We start from the raw sequence: 17150 nt of genomic DNA on the forward strand, positions 1-17150 counted from the left end.
AAAGAGAGTTCCCTTAGATTGTTCGGATCAAACGCGCCCGAGTCGCCTTTTCTCGTCATCGATCTCGCCCGGGTGCGCGAGAACTTCCACACCCTGCGGTCGGCACTGCCCACGGCGCGAATCCGGTTCGCGGTCAAGGCTTCTCCGGTTCCGGAGCTCATCCGGCTGCTGGATTCCCTGGGCGCGGAGTTCGACGTCGCCAGCGTCGGCGAGATCGAGCAGGGCCTGAGCCTGGGCATCGACCCGGCGGCGCTGTCCTACGGCAACACGCTCAAGAAGGCGAGCCACATCGCCACCGCGCACGCCGCGGGCGTGCGCCGGTTCGCCTTCGACACCGAGGACGATCTGGACCGCATCGCCGCGCACGCCCCGGGCGCGGAGGTGGAGTGCCGTTTCCTGGCCGCCGCGCCGCAGTCGCGGACACCGTTCGGCGCGAAGTTCGGCTGCGCGCCCGGTGAGGCCGTCCGGCTCCTGGTTCGCGCCCGCGACCTGGGGTTACGTCCGGTGGGCCCGTATTTCCACGTCGGCTCCCAGCAACTGGACCCGGCGGCGTGGCAGATCGGCATCGAACAGGCGGGCGCTATCGCGGAAGCGTTGGCGGTCAAGGACATTCCGGTACGTTCGGTGAATATCGGTGGCGGACTGCCGATTTCGTACGCCGATCCGGCCCCGCCGCTGTCCGAGCTGGCCGCGACCATCGCCGCGGCGGCGGCGCGCCACCTCCCGGAGCACGCCGACCTGGTGGTGGAGCCCGGCCGCGCCCTGGTGGGCAATGCCGGCGTGATCCACGCCGAGGTCGTGAACGTCCGCGTCGCGCCGGACGGGCGGCGCTGGGTATACCTCGATATCGGCCGCTACAACGGCATGGCCGAAACCGAGAACGAGTACATCGCCTACCGGATCGAAACCTTACGAGACGGTGACCCCTGCGACGAGGCCGTGATCGCCGGTCCGACCTGCGACGGAGACGATGTACTCTATCAACGCACACGGGTCCTGCTGCCGACCACGTTGCGTGCCGGTGATCCCGTTCGGATCCTCGATACCGGCGCTTATACGGCGAGCTATTCGTCGGTGTCCTTCAACGGTTTTCCGCCTTTGACTGTTCATGTCATCGGCGCTGAGCGAGAGTGAGTTTGCCCATGACGGCAGAATTCACCGGCTGGCACGTGCTGGCCGAGTTCGGTGGTGTCGACGTAGCACTGTGCGACGATCTCGAACGCCTCGAGGCAGCACTTCGAAAATCGTTGCTCGCCGCGGGCGTGACGATCTGCGATGTGGTGCACAAGAAGTTCGAGCCGATGGGTGTCACGGTGCTGGCTCTGCTGTCGGAGTCGCATGCGTCCATCCATACCTATCCGGAGTCCGGCGACATCTTCGTCGACGTGTTCACCTGCGGGAGTATCGGCGCCGGGGCCAGGCGGGCGGTCGACCTGCTGGCGGCGGAACTGTCGCCGCGGACGGTGCACACCGAGGTGATCCAGCGCGGCCACAGCGCGCGGCGCATCCACGAACCGGTGGGCGCCGGGCTGACCCGGGTCTGGGACCTCCAGGATGTCCTGGTCGATACCCGAACTCCGTTCCAGCACATGGTGATCGCGCGCACCGAACAGGGCGTCTCGCTGTTCTCCGACGACGATCGCCAGTCCACCGAGTTCTCCCAGCTGACCTACCACGAGGCCATGCTGGTGCCGGCGTACGCACTGGCGGCGAAGCTGGACAACGTGCTGATCATCGGTTCGGGCGAGGGGGTGGCCAGCCAGATGTCGGTGGCGGCGGGCGCGTCGCGCGTCGATCACGTCGACATCGACCAGCTCGAGGTGGAGCTGTGCGCGAAGCACCTGCCCTACGGCTACACCGAGGCCGATCTGGCGACGGCGGTGGCCGCGACCGGGCCGATCCGGATGCACTACGCCGACGGCTGGGACTTCCTGGGCCGGGCCGAGGCGGAGGGCGTGCGCTACGACGTGATCGTCATCGATCTGCCCGACGAGCGAGTCGAGGACGCCCAGCACAACCGCCTGTACGAGGAGGAGTTCCTGGGCCGATGTCGGGCGCTGCTGTCCGACGGCGGCGTGCTGGCCGCGCAGGCGGGCTGCGCGACCATGTGGCGCAACGAAACCCTGAAGCGGTCGTGGCAGCGCTTCCGCGAACTGTTCGACACCGTCGTGCCCTACGGCTCCGACGAGCACGAGTGGACCTTCCTGTTCGGTGTGGCCCAGCCGGTCGCGGATCCGGTCGCGGTGATGACCGAGAGGTTGTCGCGGTTGCCGTATCGCGCGGCGACCATCGACGAGCGGGCCTTGGTGCGCGGCGCGATCGAGCCGCACGCGCTACGGATCGGCGCCGCCGTCGGTTGACTCCGCGGTCGCGCGGAATTCGCGGCACGCCCGCCCGGATAGCTTGTCCGGGCGGGCGTTTCGCTTGTGCGCCGCGCCCCCGTGGGCACAGGTCGAGGCCGGTGCGTGGTGTCGGCTCCACGCACCGGCATCGACTCTCAGTATGCGATGAGAAGCGCTGTCGGCGTGGCTTTTTCGCGCGCACGGCCAGGCTTTTCCGAGGCCGCTACGGCAGGTCCGGCCCCTCGATCCCCAACTCCTGCAGGCGGTCCCGGTAGATGTCGACATTCGCGAGCTTGATGTCCTCGTAGCCGCGGACGACATCGTGCAGGGCGGCCGCCTCGACCGCGCGGTCGTAGTCGGTGGCGAGGGTGTCCGCGAGCGTGGTGACCATCCCGGTGTAATGCGCCAGCAGAGCACGTTCGACCTTGCGCACGCGGGTGTGGCCGAACGGGTCGAACCTGGTGCCGCGCAGCCGCTTTCCCTCGGCCAGCACGCGCAGCGCGACCCGGCCGCGCGGGCCGATGCCGATCTTCTTCGTGCGGCCCAGCGCCCGCAGCACCGGCGGGTGCAGGCGGTAGGTGAGGCGGGCGCCGCCGGGCACCTGCGCCCGCACCTCGTCCAGGAATGCCGGATCGACCAGGCGGCGCGCCACCTCGTACTCGTCTTTGTACGCCGTGAATTTGTACAGTCCGCGCGCCACCTGCTCGCTGAACTCGGTGCGCTCGGTGACGCGGCGCTGTGCCTGCCAGACCCGCTCCATCACGCGCACGTAATCGCGGGCGACCCGCACGCCCTGGAAGCCGATCAGCTCCACGGCCCGCAGTTCGACCAGCCGTCGCGTCTCCCCCGTCGCGGTGAGCCCGTCGAACAGATCGGTCGGGACATCGCCCGCGGCACGGCGCGGATTCCGGGTCGCGGTCGCGGCGGCGAATTCCGCGGGCCGCGCCACCGCCGCCCGGCCCCAGCGGAACGCCGCGATATTCGCCCGGACCGCCACGCCGTTGATCTCGATGGCCTCCTCGATCGCCGTCGCGGGCAACCGCAACCCGCCGAGCTGGTAGGCGGCGCCCACGAGCAGGAAGTTGGCGGCGGCGGTGTCGCCGAACAGCGTCCGGGCGGCGGCCAGCGCGTCGAACGAACGCACCGTGCGTGATACCCCGTCCAGCCGCGCCAGTAGCGCCTCGGTCTCCGGATGGCGAACGGACTTGTCGTACACCATGTCTCCGGTGGGCGTGCGACTCGTCGACGCCACCGACAGCGTGTGCCGCGCGGACCCGTAGGCGAGATTCTTCGGGTCCGCGGCGGTGAGCAGGTCGAAGGCGATGAGGCAGTCGGCGGACCCGGGCGTGAGCCGGTTCGACGGCTCCAGCGCACCCGGCGCGAACCGCAGATGCGACACCACCGGCCCGGCCTTCTGGCTCAGTCCGATCTGGTCCAGGCTCGCCACCTCGTACCCGGCGCGCAGCGCGGCGGTGGCCAACACCTGATTCACGGTGACGATGCCGGTGCCGCCGATCCCCGCCAGGAAGACGTTCTGCGTGGACGATGGTGCGGCGCAGGCGATGTCGTCGACCTCGGGCGGTTCGGGCCGCGCCCGCTCGCGCCGGGGCGCCCGGGCCGGATCGGGCAGTTCCACGGTCACGAACGACGGGCAGTCGCCGTCGAGGCAGCTGTAGTCGGTGTTGCAGGAGGTCTGGTCGATGCGCGTCTTGCGGCCGAATTCGGTGTCCACCGGCTGCACCGACAGGCAGTTGCTCCTCGTTCCGCAGTCGCCGCAGCCCTCGCACACCGCCTCGTTGACGATCACCCGGGTGCGCCGCACCGGCAGGGCGCCGCGCTTGCGCTTGCGGCGCGCGTCGGCGGCGCAGTGCTGGTCATAGATCAGCACGGTCACGCCCGGGATCTCGCGCAGCATGCGCTGTGCCTCGTCGAGCCGGTCGCGGTGCCAGAGCCGGGCGCCCGGCGCGAGATCCCGCTTGCGGTACTTCTTCGGTTCGTCCGCGCAGACGATGATCTGCCGGACGCCTTCCAGATTCAGCTTGTGCGTGAGCCGCGGCACCGCGAGCGCGCCCTCGGCGTCCTGGGCGCCGGTCATCGCGACCACATCGTTGTAGAGCAGCTTGAAGGTGATGTTCACCCCCGCCGCGATACACGCCTGCACGGCCAGCTGGCCGGAGTGGAAATACGTTCCGTCGCCGATGTTCTGGAACAGGTGCGGCACATCGGTGAACGGCGCCTGCCCGATCCACTGCGCGCCCTCGCCGCCCATCTGGGTCAGGCCGGTCACCCGGCTGTCCGCGCGGCTCGACATCGTCACCAGGGTGTGGCAGCCGATACCGCCGCCGGCCAGCGAGCCCTCCGGGACGGCGGTGGACCGGTTGTGCGGGCAGCCGCTACAGAAGTAGGCGGCCCGCTTCGTCGGCAGCACCGACAGCGACAATGGCTGCGGCAGCGGGCGTTTCGTGTCGACGCAGCCGTCCAGCGCCCGGCGCAGCGGGTCGGCGATCCGGCCCGCGGTCAGCTCGCCGTCCTGGGCGAACAGCGGACGCCCCGCCCGGTCGCGCTTGCCGATGATCTGCGGTGCGTCGGCGGCGCCGTAGAGGATGTCGCGGAGCTGGGTCTCGACGAACGCCGTCTTGTCCTCGACCACGATGATCCGGGACAGTCCGGCGGCGAATTCGCGGACCCGTTCGGGGGCAAGCGGATAGGGCATGCCGATGCGCAGCAGTCGCACTCCGGCCCGCGTCAGCGCGTCGTCGTCCACACCGAGGTCCAGCAATGCCTGCCGGACGGCGTCGAATGTGGTTCCGGTGGCGGCGATCCCGACCGTCGCCCGCGCCGGATTCACCTCGATGACGTCGAGTTCGTTGCGCGTGCTGTACGCCTTGACGATCTCCCAGCGCGGACCGTACAGGTCGGCCTCGGCCGGCACGCTGTCCGCGGGCGCCGCCATCGGACGCTGCCGATAGCTGAAAGGCTTTCCCTCCCATTCGATCTCCGGAACCACGGTGTCGACCTCGCCCACCCGACCGTCGACGGTCCACGCGCCGTCGGCCACATCCGCGACGATCTTCAACGCCACCAGGCATCCCGACGCCCGCGACAGCGCGACTCCGTGCAGCCCCATGGTGACGACCTCGGAGGCGTTGCGCGGGAACAGCACCGGGATGTTCAGCGCCGCCAGCGACCGCTCCGAGACGGCGGGCACGGTCGACGACTTCGCCGCCGGATCGTCACCGACCAGCAGCAGCACCCCGCCGTTCGGATCGGCGCCGTACATGTTCGCGTGCCGCAGTGCGTCGGTCGCCCGGTCCAGCCCGGGTCCCTTGCCGTACCAGACCCCCACCACGCCGTCGTGGGTGGCGTTACCCGCCGGGAGCCGCCCCTGACTGCCCCACACGGCGGTCGCGGCCAGTTCCTCGTTCAGCCCCGGTACGAAGCGAATGTCGTGCTCCGCCAGCACCTCCGGCATCCCCGTCAGCATCCGGTCCACCCCGCCCAGCGGCGAACCCTGATACCCGGAGACGAACGTGCCCACCCGGCGCCCCGCGCGCAGGTCGCGCACATGCTGCTCGACCAGCTGCCGGGCGATCGCCTGCACGCCGGTCAGGACGACCGTCCCCGCACCGACGCGGTAGCGGTCGGCGAGGTCGTACGGTGCTGTGAACACTTCGCGGTCGGCGAGTTCGGTCATCTGATCCACCCGTCCGTTCGGCGCCGATCGGGCGCCTCCCTAGTTGAGCATTCGTCGCCGTCATCCTGTCTCTGCAGCGCTGAATGAACAATAGACAGACCAAAAGTTAAGCAATATGCGCAAAGTGCGCCCTACCGAATGGGCACCAACTATGCAGAGTGCGGGCTGTGTTGTGACCCGTAACACTACTCTAGGAAGCGGGTTCACCCAGTAAACCGGCGGCCGTATCGCGAATCGGCGTCAGATCGACGTCGGCGGCGATCGACTCCTCGCGAGGAAACTCGTCGGTGAGTTTCTCGGTGCCGAACAGCGCGCGCACGAAGGCCGGATACACCGCGCGCGCCAGCATCCGGCCCGCGACCGCCGCCCCCTCCGACTCCGAAACACCCTGCCGCTCCGCGATATACGCGGCCAGCCGGACACCGGTGTCGGTGAACATCGTCTCGTGGTACCGCGCCGACGCGTCGGGCAGCCGTTCCGCCTCGGTGATCACCAACCGGCAGGTGCGCACGATGGGCCGCCACAGCAGGGTCTGCAGGAAGCGGCCACAGAACAGGGTGACCGCCTCCACCGTGTCCGCACTGTAGTGGCCGGGCTCCTTCAGCTTGTCCAGGTGCAGTTCGCGCACGAACTCGATCACCGCCCGGAACAGCGCGTCCTTGTTCTCGAAGTGCGCGTACACCGACCGCTTCGACGTCGCCGCGCGCGCGGCCACCACATCCATCGACGCCCGGTCGTAGCCCAGCTCGAGGAAGACCTCCTTCGCCGTGAACAGGATGTGTTCTCGCAGCTCGCTACCGCGCCTCGCCATGCCTCTTCCCTTCCCGCAAAGTAAACGGTACGGTGTAGTTTACTTTCGTTCCTCACTCAGGAGATGTGCATGATCGTCGTCACGACACCTACAGGCAGTATCGGCCACCAGGTTCTCGATGCCGTCCTCGACAGCGGGCGACCGGTCCGGGTGATCGCTCGCGATCCCGCCCGGCTGTCCGCGCGGGCCCGAGCGGAGGCGGAGATAGTGCGCGGCTCGATGGCCGATTCCGGCGTCGTCACCGAGGCGTTCACCGGCGCCGACAGCGTGTTCTGGGTGGTGCCGCCGAATCCCCGGGCCGACAGCATCGCGGGCCACGTCCTCGAATTCACCCGTCCCCTGTGCGAGGCGATCGCCGCGAAGCGGATCGAGCGCGTCGTCGCGGTCTCCAGCCTGGGCCGCGCCACCGCGCGCAACGCCGGACAGATCTCGGCCATCTTCGCCATGGACCACCTGGTGGAGAGCACCGGTGTGCACTACCGGTCGCTGTGCCCGCCCGGGTTCATGGAGAACCTGCTCCGCCAGGTCGAGCCGATCAAGAACCAGGGCATGTTCTTCGGACCGACGTCCGGGGATCGCAAGGCGCCGCAGTGTTCCACCCGCGACATCGCGGCCGTCGCGACGGAACTGCTGCTCGACAATTCCTGGACCGGGCAGTCGAGCGTCCCGATCCTGGGCCCGGCGGACCTGTCGTCCGACGAGATGGCCGAGATCGTGTCCGAGGTGCTGGGCCGGCCGGTGCGCTACCAGCAGGTCGACCCCGAGGCGTTCAAGGCGAACCTCACCCGCAACGGCCTCTCCGACGCGTGGGCGCAAGGCCTTCTCGATATGGGCAATGCCGTGGACCAGGGCATCTACGATGCCGAGGCGGCCCTGACCGAGTACCGCACACCCACCGGTTTCCGGCAGTGGTGCGAGGAGGTCCTGAAGCCCGCCGTCGCGGCCTGATCAGGCGGCCACCGCCTCCGCCGCGAGGAACTTCTGCACCGATTCCGCTGCGCGGCGGTCGAATTCGGCGTACTGGGCCTCGCGCTCGGCGCCCGTCACCGCGTCACCGACGAGCAGATTGCCCGCGGCGTCGAGGCGCTGCGGGCGCTCCTCGGCGTCGGGCAGCAGGCCGACGGCCGAATAGGTGAAGCCGCAGTAGTAGGCGATGCCCTCGTTGAGCGCGGTCTCCAAGACGCGCTGCATACCTTCGATGATGGGATCGTCGGACGTGGCGCCCGCCAGGCCGAGCCACAGCATGCGCTTGCCCGCCAGCCTGGGTTTGCTGCGGCCGTAGGCGAATCCGTAGTTCCACACCCGATCGATCCAGCCCTTCAGCAGGGCGGGCAGGCCCTGCCAGTACACCGGGAAGACCGCGACGACGACCTCGGCGGCGAGCACCCGCCGCATGTGCGCGTGCACCTGCTCCGAGTACTCCTTGTCGCGGTTGCCCCAGTCCGGCTGATCGGCCACCGTCATGCGCGGGTCGAAGCCCTCGGACTCGAGGTCGAGCAGGTCGACGCGGTAGCCCGCGGACTCGAGTTGCGCGGTGGTGCGCCGGGCGGTGTGCGCGGTGAGCGAATCGGTCCGGTGGTGCGCGACGACCACGAGGGCCGTCCGGGTGGTCTCACTACCGTTGTGCTGCACGGTTTCTCCTGAACTCGCGGTGATATGTCCGTTTCAGTACACCCGCGCTCGTGTGGATGATCCATGGGAGAAACGCTTCGATTCATAGACGATCGTCTACGATGGCGGTCGTGGATCCTTTGAGTTCGCTGCTCGGCGGTATCCGGGCCGAGGGTTCGGTGGTCAGTCACGCCGTGCTGGAAGCGCCGTGGACCATTCGTTTCGCCGATCGCGCGCCGCTCACGATGATCAGCGTGCTGCGTGGGGCGGGCACGCTGATCCTGTCCGACGGCACCCGGCGCGCGGTCGGAGTGGGCGACACCGCCATCGTGCGCGGCCCCGAGCCCTTCCGCCTCGCCGACTGCCCGGAGGATCCCCACCGCCCGCCCGTCGAGTACGAAATAGCCTGCTTCACACCGGATGTCGACTGCACCGCGCAGGATCTGGGCGGCATCCGCTGGGGCAACGACCCGAACGGGGCGACGGCCCTGATCGCCGGCGCCTACCGCGCCTCGGGCCACCGTCACGAACGGCTGCTGCGCGCCCTGCCGCCGGTGCTGGTGGTCACCGAGGACACCGAGGTCTGCGACTGGCTCGAGTCCGCTGCCGCCGATGCCGCGTCGCGCTCGGCGGGTTCGCAGGCGTTGATGGATCGGCTGCTCGACTGGGCGCTGGTCTGCACATTGCGCACCTGGTTCGATCGCGCCGGCGCCGACGCGCCCGGCTGGTATCGCGGCCTGTCCGACCCGGTGCTGGCGCCCGCGCTACAGGCCTTCCACGATCGCCCGTCCCAAGGGTGGACGGTGTCGGCGCTCGCCGCCGAATCCGGCGTCTCCCGAGCGCTTTTCGCCAAGCGCTTCACCGCGGTGATGGGCCGTCCGCCGCTGACCTACCTCACCGAATGCCGCATGGACGAGGCCGAGGTGCTGCTCTCCGATACGGATCTCACCATCGCACGGATCGCCGAAAACGTGGGCTATGCCGACGCTTTCGGCTTCAGCGCCGCCTTCAAACGACATCGGGGCATGAGCCCCAGTGCTTTACGGGCCAAGTCACGGGTGCACGAGATTCATCGGCCCGATTCGGAGCCGCCACTCCAGCGGGCGAGCCGGGTCAAGTAGCGATCGAGATGGTCGGTGGCGAAAACCTCGGCGTGCCAGTCGTTTCGGGTGACGTCGGCGGTCCAGATGTAGGTCGGCACCGGCTTGTCGTATCCGATCAGCGGGACCGTGCGGAGTTCGTACTCGTCGTCCTCGAACGCGTCGATGATCTCCCATTCGGCCGGGGTCAGCCCGTTGAGGACCAGCCCGCCCGCCATGCGGCCGGGCTGCGCCACCAGGCCCGGATACAACCGGCCCGGCAGCGCCGCCACCCGCTGATCGGGCGCCACGCCGAGATCGTGATCCGGTGTGCGGCCCAGCAATCCCTCCAGCACCGGGGCGAATTGCAGCGTGCCATAGACGAACAGCCGATCCCGCACGCCGTCCAGCCGAGGCGACCGCCGCGCCCGTGGTGCGGCGGTCATGCCGCCCACCGCGACAACCCTGCGGTTCGCTGCCTCGTTGCCACACCTCTCACCACAGTCCCGGTCCCGCGCCTGCATCCCATGCGTCCACTGTGCCGAATACCGGCGGGCCGTCGCGGCAGAAAGGGGCGTGACCTCCCTCACGACAGCGCATAGTGCCACATAACCGCATGAGCGTGGGCTTCGTGGCCCACACCGGACAATTCACGCACGCTGCATGATTGCTGGAAGCCGAGATCAGCCCGCCGGACGCACCGTCGACCCCGACAACCGCGCGAACGCGTGCGGGTCGTGCGAGCAGAAGATGGTGATCTGATGCCCGTACTCGCGATTGAGGTCGACCAGCCGGCGCCGATTCTCGCGGTAGGCCCCGCGCACGATCGAGCCCAGTTCGTACAGCTGCCACAGCAGCGGCGTGCGCGGCCCGGCCGGGTCGATCTCGCTGTCCAGATAGAACGCGTCGCCCGCGTGCAGCAGCCAGCCGGTGCCGGTGTCGACCGCCACGCCGACATGCCCGCGCGTGTGGCCGGCCAGCGGCACCACCAGAATGTCGGGCGGCAGGCCGGGCAGGTCGCGCACCGCGCGGAACCCGAACCACTCGTCACCGGTATCCAATTCGTTCACCATCCAGCGCGGTCCGTGCGCCCACTGCGCGGCCCGGTACCGCATCCGCTCCGACGCGGTGCGGCCCGCCGTCGCCGCCCGGAACTCCGGCCCGTGCACATGCACCGTGGCCTCGGGGAAGTCGGCCAGCCCGCCGGCGTGGTCGAGGTCGAGGTGGGTGAGCACGATGTGCCGGACATCCGCCGGGTCGTAACCGAGGCCCTGGATCTGCCGTATCGCCGTCTCGTGCTCGGCGAACTGCGCGCCCAGGAAATGCCGGCTCGGGCCCACCAGGCGTCGCGGATCGCGCACGCAGTCGAGCCCGAACCCGGTGTCCACCAGGACCAGACCCGCTTTGGTCTCGAGGAGCAGGCAGTGATCGACCATGCCCTTGGACATGCTGCCGCAGTTGAGATGATGAATCCGCACGTCGGAAGCGTGTCAGACGCTCCGCCGCTGGTCAATCGCACTGGCAGCGGAAACTGCTCACACCGGCCGGTGCGCGCGAATGATCTCCGCCAGTTGCTCGTAGTCCTCGATGCGGGCGGTCGACCCGCGGAACACCAGGCCGAGTGTGCGCCCCGGCGCGGGTTGCGCGAATCGCGCGATATCCAATGTGCCCCGGGCGGTCTCGGCCGCCACCGCCATCTCCGGGATCAGCGTCACGCCCAGTCCGCCGGCCACGCACTGCACCACGGTCGCCAGCGATGCCGCGCGGGTATCGCCGACCGGGCCCGGGCGCACGTCCTGCGACCGGCACAGGTCCAGGGTCTGGTCGCGCAGGCAGTGTCCCTCGTCGAGCAGCAGCAGCGGCAGGTTGTCCAGGGCGGCCGGGGCCACGCCGGTCTGCCCGGCCAGCTCGTGACCGCGCGGGGTGACCAGCACGAATTCCTCGGTGTAGAGCGGGATCTCGACCAGCCCGGTCGCCTCGTTCGGCAGCGCCAGCAGCGCCACGTCGAGCACCCCGGTACGCAGCCCGTCGAGCAGCCGCGCGGTCTGGTCCTCGATCACGTGCGGCACCAATGCCGGTAGCCGCCTGCGTAACTCGGGTAGCAGGCGCGGCAGCACATACGGCGCGACGGTCGGGATGAGACCGAGGCGCAGGGTGCCGCCGAGGCCGTCCCCCGAGGCGGACGCGACGAACCGGTCGGCCGCCTCCAAGGTCGCCATCGCTTGTGGCAGTAGCCTTTTGCCCGCGGCGGTCACCAGGACGCGGCGCGTGCTGCGCTCGATCAACTGCAGTCCCAACCCGTTTTCCAGTGATGCCAACGCCTGCGATAACGTGGGTTGGCTCACAGATAGCCGGGCGGCCGCGGTGCCGAAATGGCGATACTCGGCGATCGCCACGAACGCACGCAGCTGTGACAGGGTGGGCTGATAAGTCTGATCAGTCACGCCTATCAGTGTAGTGCGACTGATCACCTTTACCTTTTACCGGCCTCCGGGCAAGATCAACCGCGAAGACTTCGCACGGCATTCCCGACAAACGAAGAAGGAGCAAGCATGGCCCTGCTGACCATCGGCGACCAGTTCCCCGCCTACAACCTCACCGCGGTGATCGGTGGCGATCTGTCCAAGGTGAATGCTCAGCAGCCCGACGATTACTTCACCCAGGTCTCCAGCGACGACTACGCCGGCAAGTGGCGGATCGTGTTCTTCTGGCCGAAGGACTTCACCTTCGTCTGCCCGACCGAGATCGCCGCGTTCGGCAAGCTGAACGACGAATTCGCCGACCGCGACGCGCAGGTACTGGGCGCCTCGGTCGACAACGAGTTCGTGCACTTCCAGTGGCGGGCGCAGCACGAGGATCTGAAGACGCTGCCGTTCCCGATGCTGTCGGACATCAAGCGTGAACTGGCCGCCGCGACCGGCGTGCTGAACGCCGACGGCGTCGCCGACCGTGCCACCTTCATCGTCGACCCGAACAACGAGATCCAGTTCGTGTCGGTCACCGCCGGTTCGGTCGGCCGCAACGTCGACGAGGTGCTGCGGGTCCTCGACGCGCTGCAGTCCGACGAGCTGTGCGCGTGCAACTGGAAGAAGGGCGACCCGACCATCGACGCCGGCGAGCTGCTGGCCGCGAGCGTCTGACCCAGGAGCATTACTTGTCTGTCGAGAACCTGAAGAACTCGCTTCCCGAGTACGCCAAGGACCTCAAGCTCAACCTGTCCTCGATCGCGCGGTCCACCGTGCTGAACGAGCAGCAGCTGTGGGGCACCTTGCTCGCCACCGCCGCGGCCACCCGCTCGGCGAGCACGCTGCGCGAGATCGCCGAGGAGGCCGCCGACACCCTGTCGGCGGAGGCCTACAACGCCGCCCTCGGCGCGGCCTCGATCATGGGCATGAACAACGTGTTCTATCGAGGCAAGGCCTTCCTCGACGGTCGCTACGACGACCTGCGCGCGGGCCTGCGCATGCAGATCATCGGCAACCCCGGGGTCGACAAGGCGGACTTCGAACTGTGGTCCTTCGCGGTCTCGTCGATCAACGGGTGCCAGCACTGCCTCGAGGCACACGAGCACACCCTCCGGGAGGCAGGCGTCTCCCGGGAGGCGATCTTCGAGGCACTGCGTGCCGCCGCGATCGTCGCCGGTGTCGGCCAGGCCGTCCAGACCACCGAGGCCCTGGCCACCGCCAACGCCTGACGCAGTACGCATGGTGCCCTGCCCCGAACCACTTGGGGCAGGGCACTTTTGCCTGCGCGAACCACCCGGCGCCCGGCGAGCGGCGGCGGCGATGATCGCCGATATCCGATCGAGATGCTCGTCACTCGCGGGCCCGGTGGGCGGGTTTGCCGCGGGTAGGCTGGACGACCATGGGCGCACTCGAAAGCGACGGTACGCAGGTCGAGGTGGTTCGGGTCTTCACCGACGCGACGGGACGGTTCGGTAATCCGCTGGGCATCGCCCGCGCGGCCGATGTCGTCGACGTCGATCACCAGGCGCTGGCGGCGCGGGCCGGGTACAGCGAGACGGTGGTGGTCGAGCCGCCTGTCCAGGACAGTGCGCGAATGCGCATCTACACCCCGGCCATCGAACTGCCCTTCGCCGGGCACCCGACCGTCGGCACCGCGTGGTGGCTGTCGGAGCAGGGCACGCCGGTGAAGGTGCTGGAGGTGCCGGCCGGACCGGTCGCGGTCACTCCGGTCGAGGGGCTGACCTGGGTGCAGGCCCGTGCGGAGTGGGCCCCGGCATTCCGCTTCCACGAATTCGACCATCCCGCCTTGGTCGCGACACTGGACCCGGCCGACTTCCCCGACGGCCAGCACTACGTCTGGGCCTGGACCAACGAGGCCCGCGGCGCCGTCCGCACCCGCATGTTCGCCCCGGCCATGGGCATCGCCGAGGACGAGGCCACCGGCGCCGCCGCCATCGCCCTCACCGCCCAGCTCCGCCGCGGCCTGATCATCACCCAGGGCCAGGGCTCCCAGTTGTTCACCGAATGGGATTCCGACGGCTGGGTCCGCCTCGGCGGCCGCACGGTCGCCGACCACCCCGTTGTGCTGTAAGCGAGCCTTTCAGCCGATGGCCGCGGCGAGCAGCATGTAGGCCGTGCCCAGGTCCATGACGAGGTGCGGGATGACGGCCGAGCGGCCCGGCTGATGTGGGAATACGTGCGGCAGTAGGTTTTTCGTGGCCGGGATGAGCATGAGGGCGGCGTCGGCGGTGAACAGCGCCGCCAACAGGATCATCGGCAGTTGGGGTGCGTTGTGGTGGGCGCCGTGGGTGTGGCCCGACATGGCCCACAGCATCGCCCCGGCGGCGATCACGTGGTAGACGAGCGGGGCCGCCGGTGGAACCGCCGCGCGCGACCCGGCATCGCGGCGCCGCAGCACTCGCCCGGCCAATAACGCGCCGTACACGACGAGCATCGCCGTCAGCACGCCCTGGACCGCGGCGGGCGCCGCCGCGACCGGGAACATCAGCATCGCCAGCATCACCAGGCACATGAGCAGGTGGGCGGCGTCGGCCTCGCGGTCCGCCGGAGATACCGGAATTGCCACTTCCCCATGGCAATTCGACTCCGAGGTGGCCGCCACGAACCGCGCCGCCACGAGCACGGCCGTCACTGCGAACGCCGCCGTCACGCCCCAGCGCAGTGCGCCGTACTCCACCATGAAAGCGCCCACGCCCACACCTCCGACCGGCCGTCCCTCCATGCTCGCACCGCACGCCGCCCCCGGCCACCGCCCTCCCGCCACCACCACTGCCCCTCGACTGTCCCACCGCTGCCCCTGCCGATCGGCCCGGCCGCGGTGGCGAACAGCATCCTGGCCGGGTCAGCCCAGGGCTCGGGTGAAGGTCGCCGCCATCTCGGCGACCTGTTCCTCGGTGATCACGAAAGACGGGGAGATCTGCAGGGCGCCCTGTCCCGCGGCGCGGCCGGATACTCCCTGCGCGCGCAAGGAACGGACCATCGCCGGGGCCTCGGCCGGGTCGGCGAGCTGCACCGCGGCGACCGCGCCGAGGCCGCTGCGGACCTCGGTCACGCGCGGGTGCGCGGCCAGTGGCGAGAAGTGTTCGTGCAGTAGCGATTCCAGGTTCTTGCTGGCATCCAGCAGGTTCTCGCGCTCGATGATGTCGAGGTTGGCCATGGCGGCCGCCGCGGCGCCCGCGTGGCCGCCGTAGGTGTACCCGTGGCGGAACCACACGCCGCCGGCGAAGAACGGGTCCGCGACCCGCGGTGCGACGAACACCGCGCCCATCGGAAGGTAGCCGGAGGTGAGTCCCTTGGCCGTGGTCATCAGGTCCGGCTCCAGGCCGAAACGCGAAGAGGCGAACCAGGATCCGCCGATCCGGCCGAACCCGGTGACGACTTCGTCGGCGACGAACAGGATGTCGTGCTCTCGGCACAACCGGCGCACCTCGGTCAGATAACCCTCCGGCGGCGGATACACCCCACCCGCACCGATGATCGGCTCGCAGAAGAACGCCGCGATCCGGTCGGCACCCACCTCGTCGATCAGCTCGCGCAACGCCTGCGGATCATTCCATTCGACGGTGCGGGCGTCGGGCATCAGCTCGCCGTACCCCTCCCGGTTGACGGCAATGCCGCCCAGCGCCGTTCCCGCGACGTGCATGCCGTGGTAGGCCAGCCGGCGGCCGACGATCAGGGTCTTGTCCGGCCGCCCCAGCTCGCGCCAGTACCGGCGGGCCAGTTTGGCGGCGGTGTCGACCGAATCGGAACCACCCGAGGTGAACATGACCTTGCTGCCCGGCACCGGTGCCAGCTCCGCGAGCCGCCGCGCCAGCGCCTGTGTCACCGGCGCGGTGATGTCGCCGAAGTTGGAGTAGTGCGCCAGCTCGGACAGCTGCGCCGCGACCGCGTCGGCGATCTCGCGGCGGCCGTGCCCGACGTTGGTGAACCACAGCCCGGCGGTGGCGTCGAGGTAGCGGTTCCCGGCCTGGTCCCAGACGTAGGCGCCCGCACCGCGAGCCACCACGAAGGCTCCGTCGCGCTCGATCGCTCCCATATCGGCGAAACCGTGCCACAGCGCACCCATCTCGGGCTCCTCTCCTCGCCTCGGGCCGACACGGGCGAATTCCGGCTAATCGGGCCGCAGGTACCCCACGCGAGACTACCCGTGCCAGGCACTCCCCTCGTGCCCGGCGGACACCGGAGCGGACCGCCCGGACCGGGAAACCAGCGCGCCCAGCCCGGCCACGGCACTCGCCAGCAAAGCGAACACCGCCGCGAGCAACACCAGCCCGATCAACAGCGACAGGTACCCCTGCCCGCGCGGGTCGAGAAACGGGTACGGATACCAATCCACGATCGCCCCGCGCACCAGGCTGTACACCCCGTACACCGCCGGATACACCAGCCAGCCACCGATCAGCCGGGCCGTCACACCCAGCCGGGCCGGCACCAGCAGCCAGTCGGCTATCAGCACGATCGGCAGCACCCGGTGCAGGACGTCGTTGATCCACTTGTCGCTCAGCATCACGTCGACCCGCGCCAGCAGCAGCGCGTAGACCACCCCCGTGATCAACAGGTACAGCGTGCTCGCCCCACGCACCGACTGCCAACGCCGAGAGCCCGGGTCGGCCAGCCCGCCGACCAACAACACCACGACACCCAGAATGTTCGATTCGATCGTGAAATAGCTCAGATAGTTTGCCGCCGAGAACCCGCTCGCATTGCGCAACGGAATCCACAACAGGGCGACGACGCCCAGCACTCCGAACCCGGTCCGCAGCAACCGAATCCACCACGGCGTCCCCGCTCCGGTGACCATGACCACGATCCTCGCACGCGCGACAGCCCGACAGTCGAATCCTCGGCAGACTTCCGGCAAATGTCGGCTCGGGCCCGAGCCGACCCGGGCCCCGCCATCGACCCCGACTCAGGCCGAACCGGCGAACCGCCGCCGCCCGCCGTCGCCGCGCAGCCGGACGACCGGGCGGCGCAGCCCGGTCGAAACGCGCGCACCCAACGCACGAACCTGTGTACGGAGCAGGGCCGCGATCCCCAGCAGCACGGAGACAACGCGCAGGGCACGGACCCACATCGGCGTTCCGAAACCAGCGGTCATGGACCGATGGTGACATACCGGGCGGTATG

At 69.3% G+C, this 17150-nt stretch carries 17 protein-coding genes; 7 read left to right on the forward strand and 10 right to left on the reverse strand.

Annotated features, from left to right (window positions below; genetic code table 11):
* Positions 1 to 18: 18 nt before the first annotated feature.
* A complete protein-coding gene (locus ACFMRZ_RS10760; RefSeq protein WP_400179004.1) occupies positions 19 to 1134 on the forward strand; it encodes a type III PLP-dependent enzyme in 1116 nt (371 codons plus the stop codon).
* Between the two features lie 8 nt (positions 1135 to 1142).
* A complete protein-coding gene (gene speD / locus ACFMRZ_RS10765) occupies positions 1143 to 2360 on the forward strand; it encodes an adenosylmethionine decarboxylase (RefSeq protein ID WP_400179005.1) in 1218 nt (405 codons plus the stop codon).
* Between the two features lie 205 nt (positions 2361 to 2565).
* Here speD and ACFMRZ_RS10770 read toward each other — a convergent pair whose 3' ends face one another.
* Together ACFMRZ_RS10770 and ACFMRZ_RS10775 are read right to left on the reverse strand one after the other, a co-directional pair.
* On the reverse strand, positions 2566 to 6036 hold the full coding sequence (locus tag ACFMRZ_RS10770) for an indolepyruvate ferredoxin oxidoreductase family protein (protein ID WP_400179006.1): 3471 nt from the start codon (positions 6034 to 6036) through the stop codon (positions 2566 to 2568).
* Between the two features lie 190 nt (positions 6037 to 6226).
* Positions 6227 to 6847 (reverse strand): TetR/AcrR family transcriptional regulator, encoded by a 621-nt coding sequence (locus tag ACFMRZ_RS10775; protein ID WP_400179007.1) that lies wholly within the window; start codon positions 6845 to 6847, stop codon positions 6227 to 6229.
* Between the two features lie 69 nt (positions 6848 to 6916).
* Here ACFMRZ_RS10775 and ACFMRZ_RS10780 point away from each other — a divergent pair, with 69 nt between their 5' ends.
* Positions 6917 to 7795, forward strand: a complete 879-nt coding sequence (locus tag ACFMRZ_RS10780) for an NmrA family NAD(P)-binding protein (RefSeq protein WP_400179008.1) — start codon at positions 6917 to 6919, stop codon at positions 7793 to 7795.
* Here the strand turns inward: ACFMRZ_RS10780 and ACFMRZ_RS10785 are convergent, their stop codons facing one another.
* Positions 7796 to 8479, reverse strand: a complete 684-nt coding sequence (locus ACFMRZ_RS10785) for an NAD(P)H oxidoreductase (protein ID WP_400179009.1) — start codon at positions 8477 to 8479, stop codon at positions 7796 to 7798.
* A 110-nt stretch (positions 8480 to 8589) separates the two neighbouring features.
* Here ACFMRZ_RS10785 and ACFMRZ_RS10790 point away from each other — a divergent pair, with 110 nt between their 5' ends.
* Positions 8590 to 9579 carry an AraC family transcriptional regulator gene (locus ACFMRZ_RS10790; RefSeq protein WP_400179010.1) on the forward strand — a complete coding sequence of 330 codons (990 nt, stop codon included), beginning with the start codon at positions 8590 to 8592 and terminating at the stop codon, positions 9577 to 9579.
* Here ACFMRZ_RS10790 and ACFMRZ_RS10795 read toward each other — a convergent pair.
* The 3 genes from ACFMRZ_RS10795 to ACFMRZ_RS10805 form a co-directional block, all read right to left on the reverse strand.
* Positions 9528 to 9983: a gamma-glutamylcyclotransferase family protein gene (locus ACFMRZ_RS10795; RefSeq protein WP_400179011.1), complete on the reverse strand. Its 456-nt coding sequence runs from the start codon at positions 9981 to 9983 to the stop codon at positions 9528 to 9530. The genes ACFMRZ_RS10790 and ACFMRZ_RS10795 overlap by 52 nt on opposite strands.
* Positions 9984 to 10220: 237 nt before the next feature.
* The gene (locus tag ACFMRZ_RS10800) at positions 10221 to 11015 is read right to left on the reverse strand and encodes an MBL fold metallo-hydrolase (protein ID WP_280270667.1); all 795 of its coding nucleotides are present in this window, start codon (positions 11013 to 11015) and stop codon (positions 10221 to 10223) included.
* Positions 11016 to 11072: 57 nt separating this feature from the next.
* Positions 11073 to 11981 (reverse strand): hydrogen peroxide-inducible genes activator, encoded by a 909-nt coding sequence (locus ACFMRZ_RS10805; RefSeq protein WP_280270666.1) that lies wholly within the window; start codon positions 11979 to 11981, stop codon positions 11073 to 11075.
* Positions 11982 to 12089: 108 nt separating this feature from the next.
* On the opposite strand from ACFMRZ_RS10805, the gene ACFMRZ_RS10810 reads away from it, so the two are divergent.
* The 3 genes from ACFMRZ_RS10810 to ACFMRZ_RS10820 all read left to right on the forward strand — a co-directional run bounded on the left by ACFMRZ_RS10810 (position 12090) and on the right by ACFMRZ_RS10820 (position 14094).
* A complete protein-coding gene (locus ACFMRZ_RS10810) occupies positions 12090 to 12677 on the forward strand; it encodes a peroxiredoxin (RefSeq protein WP_280270665.1) in 588 nt (195 codons plus the stop codon).
* A 14-nt stretch (positions 12678 to 12691) separates the two neighbouring features.
* Positions 12692 to 13231: a carboxymuconolactone decarboxylase family protein gene (locus ACFMRZ_RS10815; protein WP_280270664.1), complete on the forward strand. Its 540-nt coding sequence runs from the start codon at positions 12692 to 12694 to the stop codon at positions 13229 to 13231.
* 170 nt (positions 13232 to 13401) lie between these two features.
* Entirely contained in the window at positions 13402 to 14094 is a 693-nt protein-coding gene (locus tag ACFMRZ_RS10820) for a PhzF family phenazine biosynthesis protein (protein ID WP_400179012.1), read from the forward strand.
* Positions 14095 to 14103: 9 nt separating this feature from the next.
* Here ACFMRZ_RS10820 and ACFMRZ_RS10825 read toward each other — a convergent pair whose 3' ends face one another.
* The 4 genes from ACFMRZ_RS10825 to ACFMRZ_RS10840 form a co-directional block, all read right to left on the reverse strand.
* A complete protein-coding gene (locus ACFMRZ_RS10825; protein ID WP_400179013.1) occupies positions 14104 to 14715 on the reverse strand; it encodes a DUF5134 domain-containing protein in 612 nt (203 codons plus the stop codon).
* A gap of 150 nt (positions 14716 to 14865) precedes the next feature.
* The gene (locus ACFMRZ_RS10830; protein WP_400179014.1) at positions 14866 to 16089 is read right to left on the reverse strand and encodes an aspartate aminotransferase family protein; all 1224 of its coding nucleotides are present in this window, start codon (positions 16087 to 16089) and stop codon (positions 14866 to 14868) included.
* 75 nt (positions 16090 to 16164) lie between these two features.
* A complete protein-coding gene (locus ACFMRZ_RS10835; RefSeq protein ID WP_400179015.1) occupies positions 16165 to 16824 on the reverse strand; it encodes a Pr6Pr family membrane protein in 660 nt (219 codons plus the stop codon).
* A gap of 108 nt (positions 16825 to 16932) precedes the next feature.
* The gene (locus ACFMRZ_RS10840; RefSeq protein WP_280270659.1) at positions 16933 to 17121 is read right to left on the reverse strand and encodes a hypothetical protein; all 189 of its coding nucleotides are present in this window, start codon (positions 17119 to 17121) and stop codon (positions 16933 to 16935) included.
* Between the last annotated feature and the right edge of the window lie 29 nt (positions 17122 to 17150).

It is taken from the genome of Nocardia sp. N2S4-5 (assembly GCF_044628355.1).
Classification (GTDB): domain Bacteria; phylum Actinomycetota; class Actinomycetes; order Mycobacteriales; family Mycobacteriaceae; genus Nocardia; species Nocardia wallacei_B.

What these genes read in the sequence shown, in the direction of transcription:
- ACFMRZ_RS10820 (WP_400179012.1), top strand. Translation starts at nt 13,402, where the DNA reads ATGGGCGCACTCGAAAGCGACGGTACGCAGGTCGAGGTGGTTCGGGTC.
- ACFMRZ_RS10835 (WP_400179015.1), bottom strand. Translation starts at nt 16,824, where the DNA reads ATGGTCACCGGAGCGGGGACGCCGTGGTGGATTCGGTTGCTGCGGACC.
- ACFMRZ_RS10830 (WP_400179014.1), bottom strand. Translation starts at nt 16,089, where the DNA reads ATGGGTGCGCTGTGGCACGGTTTCGCCGATATGGGAGCGATCGAGCGC.
- ACFMRZ_RS10775 (WP_400179007.1), bottom strand. Translation starts at nt 6,847, where the DNA reads ATGGCGAGGCGCGGTAGCGAGCTGCGAGAACACATCCTGTTCACGGCG.
- ACFMRZ_RS10770 (WP_400179006.1), bottom strand. Translation starts at nt 6,036, where the DNA reads ATGACCGAACTCGCCGACCGCGAAGTGTTCACAGCACCGTACGACCTC.
- ACFMRZ_RS10810 (WP_280270665.1), top strand. Translation starts at nt 12,090, where the DNA reads ATGGCCCTGCTGACCATCGGCGACCAGTTCCCCGCCTACAACCTCACC.
- speD (WP_400179005.1), top strand. Translation starts at nt 1,143, where the DNA reads ATGACGGCAGAATTCACCGGCTGGCACGTGCTGGCCGAGTTCGGTGGT.
- ACFMRZ_RS10780 (WP_400179008.1), top strand. Translation starts at nt 6,917, where the DNA reads ATGATCGTCGTCACGACACCTACAGGCAGTATCGGCCACCAGGTTCTC.
- ACFMRZ_RS10840 (WP_280270659.1), bottom strand. Translation starts at nt 17,121, where the DNA reads ATGACCGCTGGTTTCGGAACGCCGATGTGGGTCCGTGCCCTGCGCGTT.
- ACFMRZ_RS10795 (WP_400179011.1), bottom strand. Translation starts at nt 9,983, where the DNA reads ATGACCGCCGCACCACGGGCGCGGCGGTCGCCTCGGCTGGACGGCGTG.